At 58.3% G+C, this 8763-nt stretch carries 13 protein-coding genes; 4 read left to right on the top strand and 9 right to left on the bottom strand.

The genetic code is table 11. The annotated features are described in order from the left end of the window. Positions 1-466 precede the first annotated feature (466 nt). The 3 genes from RH90_RS22535 to RH90_RS07240 form a co-directional block, all read right to left on the bottom strand. Positions 467-1750, bottom strand: coding sequence for a glycosyl hydrolase family 28-related protein (locus RH90_RS22535; RefSeq protein ID WP_081476891.1), 1284 nt, complete (start codon positions 1748-1750; stop codon positions 467-469). Positions 1751-2110: 360 nt separating this feature from the next. Further along, positions 2111-2668, bottom strand: coding sequence for a DUF6680 family protein (locus RH90_RS07245; protein WP_010184799.1), 558 nt, complete (start codon positions 2666-2668; stop codon positions 2111-2113). After that, the gene (locus RH90_RS07240; RefSeq protein WP_010184798.1) at positions 2665-3015 is read right to left on the bottom strand and encodes a hypothetical protein; all 351 of its coding nucleotides are present in this window, start codon (positions 3013-3015) and stop codon (positions 2665-2667) included. Before RH90_RS07240 ends, RH90_RS07245 begins: the two co-directional genes overlap by 4 nt. A gap of 767 nt (positions 3016-3782) precedes the next feature. Here RH90_RS07240 and RH90_RS07235 point away from each other — a divergent pair. Both RH90_RS07235 and RH90_RS07230 read left to right on the top strand, forming a co-directional pair. Next, a complete protein-coding gene (locus RH90_RS07235; protein WP_010184797.1) occupies positions 3783-4073 on the top strand; it encodes an HU family DNA-binding protein in 291 nt (96 codons plus the stop codon). 74 nt (positions 4074-4147) lie between these two features. Then, positions 4148-4318 carry a Flp family type IVb pilin gene (locus RH90_RS07230; protein WP_157134547.1) on the top strand — a complete coding sequence of 57 codons (171 nt, stop codon included), beginning with the start codon at positions 4148-4150 and terminating at the stop codon, positions 4316-4318. Positions 4319-4636: 318 nt separating this feature from the next. Here the strand turns inward: RH90_RS07230 and RH90_RS07225 are convergent, their stop codons facing one another. Together RH90_RS07225 and RH90_RS07220 are read right to left on the bottom strand one after the other, a co-directional pair. Then, on the bottom strand, positions 4637-5194 hold the full coding sequence (locus tag RH90_RS07225; RefSeq protein WP_157134546.1) for a hypothetical protein: 558 nt from the start codon (positions 5192-5194) through the stop codon (positions 4637-4639). A gap of 13 nt (positions 5195-5207) precedes the next feature. Then, positions 5208-5597 carry a hypothetical protein gene (locus RH90_RS07220; protein ID WP_010184793.1) on the bottom strand — a complete coding sequence of 130 codons (390 nt, stop codon included), beginning with the start codon at positions 5595-5597 and terminating at the stop codon, positions 5208-5210. Between RH90_RS07220 and RH90_RS23365 the strand changes: the two genes are divergently transcribed. After that, a complete protein-coding gene (locus RH90_RS23365; RefSeq protein ID WP_157134545.1) occupies positions 5596-5862 on the top strand; it encodes a hypothetical protein in 267 nt (88 codons plus the stop codon). The genes RH90_RS07220 and RH90_RS23365 overlap by 2 nt on opposite strands. Positions 5863-5867: 5 nt before the next feature. On the opposite strand, the gene RH90_RS22045 is transcribed toward RH90_RS23365, so the two are convergent. The 3 genes from RH90_RS22045 to RH90_RS07200 are packed head-to-tail and all read right to left on the bottom strand — an operon-like array spanning position 5868 to position 7397. Beyond that, positions 5868-6341 (bottom strand): glycoside hydrolase family 73 protein, encoded by a 474-nt coding sequence (locus RH90_RS22045; RefSeq protein ID WP_010184792.1) that lies wholly within the window; start codon positions 6339-6341, stop codon positions 5868-5870. Positions 6342-6381: 40 nt separating this feature from the next. Beyond that, positions 6382-6783 (bottom strand): hypothetical protein, encoded by a 402-nt coding sequence (locus RH90_RS07205; protein ID WP_010184791.1) that lies wholly within the window; start codon positions 6781-6783, stop codon positions 6382-6384. Next, the gene (locus RH90_RS07200) at positions 6780-7397 is read right to left on the bottom strand and encodes a hypothetical protein (RefSeq protein WP_232280325.1); all 618 of its coding nucleotides are present in this window, start codon (positions 7395-7397) and stop codon (positions 6780-6782) included. The genes RH90_RS07205 and RH90_RS07200 overlap by 4 nt, the downstream gene beginning before the upstream one ends. 37 nt (positions 7398-7434) lie before the next feature. Here RH90_RS07200 and RH90_RS07195 point away from each other — a divergent pair, with 37 nt between their 5' ends. Beyond that, positions 7435-8352: a hypothetical protein gene (locus RH90_RS07195; RefSeq protein WP_010184788.1), complete on the top strand. Its 918-nt coding sequence runs from the start codon at positions 7435-7437 to the stop codon at positions 8350-8352. 14 nt (positions 8353-8366) lie between these two features. Here the strand turns inward: RH90_RS07195 and RH90_RS07190 are convergent. Further along, a partial coding sequence (locus RH90_RS07190; RefSeq protein ID WP_010184787.1) for a hypothetical protein occupies positions 8367-8763 on the bottom strand: 397 nt, incomplete at its 5' end.

The raw sequence follows: 8763 nt of genomic DNA, 5'->3' as shown, positions 1-8763 counted from the left end.
AGGGATCGCGCGCACCGAGGAGCTGCTCGCCGATCTGGAAATATTACGCCAAGCGCAGCCGCTCAGCGGCCCCTCGGCATCGTCACGGACATCTACGTAGCGTCCGATCCTGACTGCCTCGCGGGAGCTCTGATTGCGATCGAAGCCATCATTGACGGGATCGAAGCCCGTGTTCCGGACGCCTTTCACCGGGGCGGCACCGAAGAGGAATGCAACATAACGCCGTCGGTAGCAGCAAAAAGAGCTGCCACCTGGTTGAGGTAACAGCCCTTTAATGGTTGGCGTGGCAAGGATTGAACTTGCGAACCTGCGAAGTCAACACTCACCCTGACCGCTAAAGCTGCGGAAATCCGCCCTTTCGGCCGACCGTCAACGAAGAGCATTGCAGGATCAAACAGCGAAATCGTCGGAGTTTCACCGGGATGACACCGGACAGATTTGGAAGGTCTCAGATGTTCGAGCGAGTCTATGCAGTTACCGGACCCGTATAATCGCCGCACGCACCACTCTCGATCGTCATGCTTCGAGCGACATGTAAGTCCGAACCGAGTTCCAGATTACCTCCCACATTTGCGTTCAAGAGCCCGCCCTTGACACCGAACGCGCCGGCATCGTCGGTTAAAAGCCCACGAGCACCGTTCGCAATAGCCATCAAATTGCCGATTTCGGTCGTGCCTCGACCGCCGCCCTGCTTCTGCACCCCATTGCCGATGTTCGAACGTGCCGAGATCGCGCCAATCTGAATGTTGCTTCCCGTACCGTTGAAGTTAATGCCGTCACCAGTGTTCTCACGCGCAGAAATCCGCGCGAGTGAAATTTCGGAAGTACCCCCCTCAAACGACACACCATGTTGCGATGCGGCACCACCAATTGTTCCCCGGCCCCGTACGGTAAAGCCGGAACCCTCGACATAAATCGAGTCTCGGATGCGCACCTGCATCCCACCGCACAATCCGTAAAATGGCGAGTCAGAAAAGTAGACATTGTTGCATGCGTTGAGCAAGAGGCCATCACCGCCCAACGTGTCTGCTCGACATCGCTCGAAATGGATCTCAGCCGCGTGCTGAATGACGAAGCCATTTTGCGCACTGGTCGTGCCTGCCTCGCCAGCGCTTCCCGCTAGATTGAGTCCTAGATACAGACCGCCAGCAGGACCAGACAATGTGGCGCCATCAAAATCAAATCCGATAAAATTAGGGGACACGCTGTTCGTAAATTCGAGCGTGTTGCTAAAGTCTATGTAGAGAAAAGAAAAACCTCGCCGCATGACGTAACCTGGGCCGCGATGCCGCAGATGTTTCACCCTATCCATTCGGAGTTGCACATATATTCCGGTTCCGAGGTCACTCAACGCCTGATACGACTGCTCGCAGTAGATATCGTGGATCCGAATTCCGGTCAGGTTCGCGCCAGATCCCGTATCGATAACAAAATCTGTTCCACCAGTCCGATTCGAGTTGTCTACGCTATAACCTGCCGTCTCCACGTTCGAACCGGCAAACCTGATGAGGTCCATATCTCCCGCCGGCGCGAGTGTGGTTAACCCCTCCCCAGAGCCTATGAGCCGTTGGTTGGTAGAAAGAGTTAGCGGTGTAGTTATCAGATAGCGTCCGGGTGCAAGGACCACGTTCGAATATCTGTCAATTGCGGCCTGAATGGCAGCGGAGCTGTCGGTTAGGCCGGAGGCATCGGCGCCAGGCGCAGTGAGTGCAGCTTGGATCATATCCGGCGTCAGGTCTGATTGCATCATGGGCTAGCTCCCTGCTGGTCGACAAACGTGGGTCGATCGATACGCCATCCACGACCAACGAGTGGGCAACGCGGTTAAGAGGCTATTCTAGCCTGGTACCGAAGCAACCCTTCGATCGAATTATCGTTGACCGGATCGCAAGTAGACCAGTCCATAGCCAACCACCTACCGGCGGGGCCGCTGGGCAAGCACGATGAAATCATGATACAGCAGCCTTCCAAACATGAAGCTTTGGCTCTTTTCTGCGGCTTAAAGTGCAAAACACTCGTTATTTTTCTGCATTCCGCTCAGTAAGTTACTAAACGAGTGCGAAACGAAAATGGCTCATAAAGTTCGGCTTATGCGGTCGGCATAGTAAGCTCACGCTGGCGCTTCGGGCCATTTCGACGCGACGCCTTTCTGGTCGGCAGCTGGCGGATCGCCCATAAGCTTCCGGAGATCCGCCCGCCGCTGCAGATCTCTAACCTGCCGCTCTTCCTGGACAGCTGTCGGAAAATAAACGCGCGCAAAATCGTCAAGCCGTAAGGTATCTGCGAGCCCAAGGCTTATCGACATCTCCTTTAGAAGTTTTCGCAAGCGTTCTTCACGTACATGTATCGCAATCTCGGGCGAACTTAACGCTTGAAAAAGTTCTGCCCAAGCCTCTCGCACGGGCGGCACATCGTTGAACGCAACATCAATTGAGTTGATCGCTCTTACAGTTTCCTCGGACCAAATTTCCGCTCGCCCCTGCATGACTTGCGCGAACACCGTTAACCGAAAGCGATTTCGCTCGACGACAGTGTCGCCCTGGCGGCGAAGGTTTTCCGCGATTCTGGCCGCACTGATAGGCGCGCGCCAGGTTGCGATGGCCGCCGCTGTCGCCGCAATGGCACTGAGGCACGCCGAGGTCGCCGACCAGTCGAGGGACCAGGTCAAGCGAGCTTCCTCAGCAATTCAAACTTGATGTTTACCGGGCCAAGGGGCGTCTCTTGACGTACAACGGAGTCAGGTGTCGGGCCGCCCTCAACCGCAATATCAACGTCGTAAGACATGCCGTTTGGCCCCGACGACGCTCCCTGTATCACCGTTCCATTTGGAGGGACCGTGACTTTCAGCGTACCAAATAAGCCGTCCGCCAGCACTTCGTCAAAAGTGCCGTCGAACCTGACACCCATCGGGTCGGCCCCCACAATTGTACCGTTCTGAAAAATGAACAAGCCAAATCCCTGCCCGGATGTGCTCGTCATATAAGCTGCGTAGAAGCCGTCCCATTGATGAGCCATTCACGCCATTCCCAGTTGCGCCGTGCCGACATTGGCAGATCGGCATATCGCAGTCTGCAACGATGTTAAACGTAGTGCACCGCAAATGCGCTCAGAACCTTGAAAGGCTGGCAGTCCCAATGGGATAGGCACAATCGAGATTTTACAATAACTTCGGTTGTCTAACCGGCTAAACTGACGCTCAAAACCACCTCGGGACCTTTCAAACTTGTCTAACCTTTTGGCTCGATGGACCCACCGAGCGTTAGGCGATTCCAGTCCGAACAGCCATCGAGTTTCAGGCTTCGAGCTGCACGAATACACATTGAGAGTCAGGCCGGGTTGCGAGCCGAAGTCGGTCACAGTCAGCATTCCTTAACACGTGCGTGAAAGAATTCTCCCAGTGGAAAGGTAGCCCACGTGTAACGTTCCCTCCGCTTGTCGCCCCGATCCCGCAGGCGGAGGGAAAGTTTGAAGGTTGTGAGAGCCAGCGCATCCCCCGACGCGCGGCTCGATCACAGGCGAGTTTTGCGTTGAGTTTTAGCTGGGGTCAAGCGACGGATCGATGAGGCATCTCATTGAGGCTGCTATGTTGCACGGCCGCAACGATTTCCCGCTACAGCATCGATATACACCAAGTCTCCTTTGAAAGCGCAGACAGCGCGCTTCGCTCCGGGGGGCCTGTTCGTGGCAATTGAAAAGGTTCCGCGCCAGCCGTCGCCGAGAAAGTTGTTAGGGTTGTGATAATCGCTAAACTGGCGGCGAATAGCAGAAATGGAGTCCGCGTGATGGTCAGGGCCGAACTGAAACAGCTGTTGGCCACCGAGCATCCCGAGATTTCCGCGAGGGAGATCGAAAGGATCGTGAACAGTTTCTTTGACGTGATCACTGCACACCTCGCACGCGGCGGCCGTGTGGAAATTCGCGGTTTTGGTTCGTTCACAACCCGATGTCTGGAAGCTTGCATCTCCCGTGACCCCCGCAACGGCGAACCGGTTGACGTCGGCGCAAGGCGAGTCCCGCGCTTCAAGTCGGGGAAGTATTTGCAAGAGATGATCAATATCGGCCCTACCGAATAATCCTCATTTCCCCTCCCTGGCGGCGTCAGCGCATTGGGGTCGATTTTGTTAACCCCTGTATGCGACAGGGAATCATGATTGAAAAACTTGTCATGTTGTGGCGTGCCAACAAGGGTGCAACCGCGATTGAATACGGCCTGATCGCGGCTTTGATTGCCGTCGCAGCGATCGCCGCTATGCAGGGTTTGGGCAACAGGCTTAAGACCACCTTCAGCAATGTGTCTTCGAACATGAAAACGCCATAAGTCCGCGCTGGCGCGAATATATCGCAGACTTCGTGCGTAAGTGTACCCTGCCATATTGCCGGCTATCGACCGGAATCTCCTAGCTGCGCTCTTCCGCGTTCCAGCATGGTTCGGGAGAATTGCACCAATGCTTAGGAAGCGATCTGATCGTGGCCCCGCACCGCCCAGATGACCCATGCTGTTATTCTGGCCCGCAATGGGCGTCACGGGCGCGCTGCTCGGTATCAACATCGTTAAGGGTTTTGTCGCCGGGCTTTGGAATTGGTGAGCTGACGTGAAAGGTGCGGCGCCCGCGCGAGCTAGCGCCGCACGTCGAGACTAGCCCTCGATCGGCTCCGCCGTGAACGCGGTCACGATCTGGCCAGGCGACATTGTCGCCGAGTGGCCGCTGACCAGCATCGAGCCGAGCAAAGCCGCAACGGTATTTCCCTTACCCTCTTGGCGGTGCTTTCCCTTCAACTGCCAAGTTTTGCCATTGGCATTCACGCTGACGAAGGTGACCTCGAATTTCGCCGACTTCCCGCCGATCGCCTTACCCGTCTTCCACGTGATCTTGGCTTTTACCGGAGCGCCGCGTCGAAGGAACACCGTCCCGTTTTCGGCCACGTCGTTCGCTATTTGGAACACGACGTCGTCGCCTTCCTTCATCTGCTTGCTCGTTAGCTCAGTCGTCGGTGTCACGTTGATAATGGTATCTGCCGGCAATACCCGACCGCTTTGAGCGGAAGCGGAATTCGCGAATAGCAAAGATACCACGATCGCAGCTGGCGCAAGTTTCTCGAGCAACAATGTAATTCTCCCCCGTTTGCCTGATTCGGCGTTGCGAAAGATGAACGAATGCTGGCCCTTTGCAAGCTCTCCGCCTTCGTTCCACACCTTGCGCCGATGGCTAAGGCTTCTTCACTGGTACGCACTCCGGCGCCGCCTTCCCGGTCTTGAATATCGCGTCTGCGCAGGCCCAAAGGCGGGTGTTTGCGGCGATGCGGATGTTGAGCTTCTCCACCGCGCCAACCGCGTCGTTCAATCGGTCGTACAATTCCTCGAGCACGTTGCGGCTGATCGCGACATCGTCGCCGCTCGCCGGGCGTGCCGTCAGCGGCTGCAGGCGTTCGGTCAGCGACAGCTCATTCGCGCGCTGCGGCAGCTCCGGCCGCTCGGTTCGCGCGCGCGATGCTTTCGTTGAGGCGGTCACGCAACCGGTCGACAGGAGCGGCAGGGAGAGAGCGAGGATTACCGGCCACAACGGGGTGCGGCGGTTGCAAAGTCGAAAATGCATCATGGATTTCCTTCGTTGTGAGGTCGATGTGGACGGTCGCGTCGCGGTTGCCCGTCTCAGCTGCAGCGCCGATCTCGGTCGCGGTCCGCTGGGCCGTCTTCTCGTCTTTGCGCGCGACGATCGCGGGCGTCTGGTCCGCGTGAGGCCAAACCTTTGCCAAGGCGAACACCACCAGCGCGAAGATCACCGTCGCTATAATGACGACGACAAGCACCGCCCCGATCCGCTTGAAGCGCGCGAGTGCCGGCGGTTCGATCGTGGAGATTAACCCGCTCATTTGTCGAACCGCGTCAGATTGGAACCGCGGATGATCGACCCAAGGGTGGCGCCATAGTTCGGGTCGGTCGCGTAAACGCCGGTCAGCGCGTTCGCGAAGGCAAAGGGGTCGGGCAGCTTCACGCGAGCCTTAGCGTACGGGGCGCCCGCAGCCAGCAGCTTGGCGTGGGCGGTGAAATACGCCTCTATCGACGGGAAGTCCTTGAACCACCGCTTGCAGGACACCCGCTTGCCTTGCCAGTTCTCGTGCGTCGCGCACAAGGTGGCGGGCTCGAGCGGCGTCCCCGGCACGAATGGGAAAACCGCATCTTTGACCTTGGCCGTGATGCCGCCGTAGTTGAATTTGCCGGATACCCGTGTTCCCCAACCGCTTTCGAGCGCCCACTGGGCAAGCGAGACCGAGGCAGGGATCTTCCATACCGCCATCGACGCGCGCGCGGCGTCGATCGCAGCCTGAGGCGGTTGCGTCATGTCACTTTCCTCCGATGATACCGCGAGAGCGCGCGGCGCGTTATGGGGCGGGATCAGGTCCCGCGACGACGCCGAGCCAGCGGTCGACGTATTTCTTGGCGATTGCGATGATGCCGGCGCCAAGCACCCCCAGGCCGGTACCGAGCAGCAGCGCCACCAGCGGCGTCGGGCGCACGGTGATGACCGCCGCGGCGGTGAACATCAGCGCCAGCATGGCAACCGGGATGTCGAGCGACCAACGATGCCGGACATAGTCCTTCTGAACCGCCCAGAAGCGCACGGCGAGACACGCGCACAACGCTGCGATCATGCTGCCCGCTTCGAACGGATAGCCCAGCACGATCCAGATCGTCGGTTCGCCCACCATTGCCCCCTTGGTTCCCGCGGCGGTCACCGCGATAGGCGCCGCCGCGGCGAGCGGCAGCACGGCCCGCCAGATCATCGCGTCGACACCACGCCGATCGCGGCGATCAGGCTGAGAAGGGCGATGGCGGCGGGCCGCTTGAGCATCGGCAGCGACGCCCACATGTCGATCGGAAACGGGCGCCGGCGCAGCTGCTCGACCATTCCGCGCTCGGACACCTTGAAGGTGGCGATAGCCGCGATACCGCACAACGCTGCGATTGGGTCAAACACCCGCTGGAGCGTCAGCAACAGCGCAGTGGCGCCTGGATAATCGGGGTTCCAGCCCCATAGAACCGCGGCGCCGAACCCGAATCTGATGAAGCCCGCCAGGCCGAGCAGGAGACCGATCATTCGCCAGATCGTCACCGGATGGCGCCAGCTATCCTGATGGCGATTGGCCCACATCGATACCGCCATGTTGACGGCCAGCATCGAGAAAAGCACGAAGCACGCGGTCATAAACGCGAGGTTAATGACCACGAGCCAGCCATGGCCGTCGAAGCTCGGAGGCGCGGCCGATCGGGGGCCGCTCGCGACGGCGTCCGCCGCGATGCTTTCGTTCGACATTGGGGAGGATCCTCGTGCGGTTTTGCGGGGGCGGACAGATAAGGAGGTCAGGGAGATCGACTCCCAATCGATAGTCGCCCACAATCCGAGGGCGTGGCGATAAATGGGGGATGTTGGGCGAATGGCTGGTATAAAAGGAATCAGTAAGCATCCATTCGCTAAATGGATTGTCCCAATAATCGTGCTGTTGCTGGTCGGCGGCTTGTCGTGGGAGGGTGGCTACCTACTGGCCAGCGACGGAAAAGACCGCCAGCAGACCACCACCGCATACAAGGAAAACGCTAAAGCAAGCGCGAAGCGCACCTGCATCAACGTCACGCCTGTCCGCATGTTCGAATGTATCGATCAACAGATAGAAGCCGCCGGCGAGCATGCTCATGCCGATCAAAAATTGAAAGCAGAGCAGCGCGCTGCCTTTAGTGGGCTTGCCTCTGCCGTGGTTAGCTTCTTGGCTCTGTGCGCGACCATCGCGGGCTTGTTCTTCGTAAGGGAAACCTTGCGTGCCACGCTGACTGCTGTCGAGGATACCACCAACGCGACCCAAGAAATGCGGCGGGCGAACGAAATAGCGGAAAACAATTTCAAGGCGATGGTCGATTCGGTTTCTCGAGAGCATGTCCGAGACCGCGCGCTGCTTCTGGCCGAAAAGGACAGGAGCCAAGGGACACTCCAAGTCAAATTCAGAAATTTCGGGAATAGCCTCGCCCAGATTATCGGATGCCGGATTGAGTCTTTTGAAGTGGAACCCGATCGAGATAGCTTCTTCTGGAATCTCCGCCTGACAAGGCTTTTCACGCATATCGTTGCGGCTAACGAATCTATTGAGGGAATTGACATATTTCCGGAGGCCGGAAGCGGCATCGTCATCGGCCTGGTCATATACGCCGATTACCAATCCAATTTCGAAGCTATGACCTTTCGTTTCGATCTCGTTGGTTCGAACTGGGTTCAGCACCCGGGCTATTACTGGAACGCTCAGTGGCGGGTGCCCCGCAAAACCGTTGACGAACAAAACCCCGGCAAAAATATTGGCCACTAGCCCGAGGAGCGGTGTCATACCCAGTCTCCCCAGATGTAGGCGCCGCCGGCAAAGATCGTTTTGCGCTTGCGATAGGAGCCGTCGTCGCCCTCGAGGACCTGGATTGCTCTCTGCCCCGAGCCACTGCGGTCAGTTATGAGAAACCCGTACACTGGCCACCCCTCGCTGTTGATCACCTCGTAGCGAGAAGGGCCGAGCGGATACCAAGACGGCGGATAGGAAAACAGCGGCCGGTCGACCCAGTAGGGCGCATTGACGAGGCGGTTGGTGATGTCCGCGGTTACGAAGATGCGAGCGAACACAGAGCGGACGTAGGCCCATTCGGCGGCCGCCTGGACATCGAGCGGATGCAGCAACGCCGGCGTGTCCATCGTGCGCCCGCCCATGCGTGCGGCGTCGCTCCACAAGTCA

The sequence above is a fragment of the Sphingomonas sp. PAMC 26605 genome (genome assembly GCF_000241485.1).
Taxonomy (GTDB): domain Bacteria; phylum Pseudomonadota; class Alphaproteobacteria; order Sphingomonadales; family Sphingomonadaceae; genus Sphingomonas.
The sequence above is the reverse complement of the archived record's forward strand: the minus strand, read 5'-3'. Positions and strand labels throughout refer to the sequence as shown.

Coding starts and splice junctions, on each gene's coding strand:
- RH90_RS22535 (WP_081476891.1), bottom strand. CDS start 1,750: ATGATGCAATCAGACCTGACGCCGGATATGATCCAAGCTGCACTCACT.
- RH90_RS07240 (WP_010184798.1), bottom strand. CDS start 3,015: ATGGCTCATCAATGGGACGGCTTCTACGCAGCTTATATGACGAGCACA.
- RH90_RS07235 (WP_010184797.1), top strand. CDS start 3,783: ATGGTCAGGGCCGAACTGAAACAGCTGTTGGCCACCGAGCATCCCGAG.
- RH90_RS07230 (WP_157134547.1), top strand. CDS start 4,148: ATGATTGAAAAACTTGTCATGTTGTGGCGTGCCAACAAGGGTGCAACC.
- RH90_RS23365 (WP_157134545.1), top strand. CDS start 5,596: ATGGATTTCCTTCGTTGTGAGGTCGATGTGGACGGTCGCGTCGCGGTT.
- RH90_RS07220 (WP_010184793.1), bottom strand. CDS start 5,597: ATGATGCATTTTCGACTTTGCAACCGCCGCACCCCGTTGTGGCCGGTA.
- RH90_RS22045 (WP_010184792.1), bottom strand. CDS start 6,341: ATGACGCAACCGCCTCAGGCTGCGATCGACGCCGCGCGCGCGTCGATG.
- RH90_RS07205 (WP_010184791.1), bottom strand. CDS start 6,783: ATGATCTGGCGGGCCGTGCTGCCGCTCGCCGCGGCGGCGCCTATCGCG.
- RH90_RS07195 (WP_010184788.1), top strand. CDS start 7,435: ATGGCTGGTATAAAAGGAATCAGTAAGCATCCATTCGCTAAATGGATT.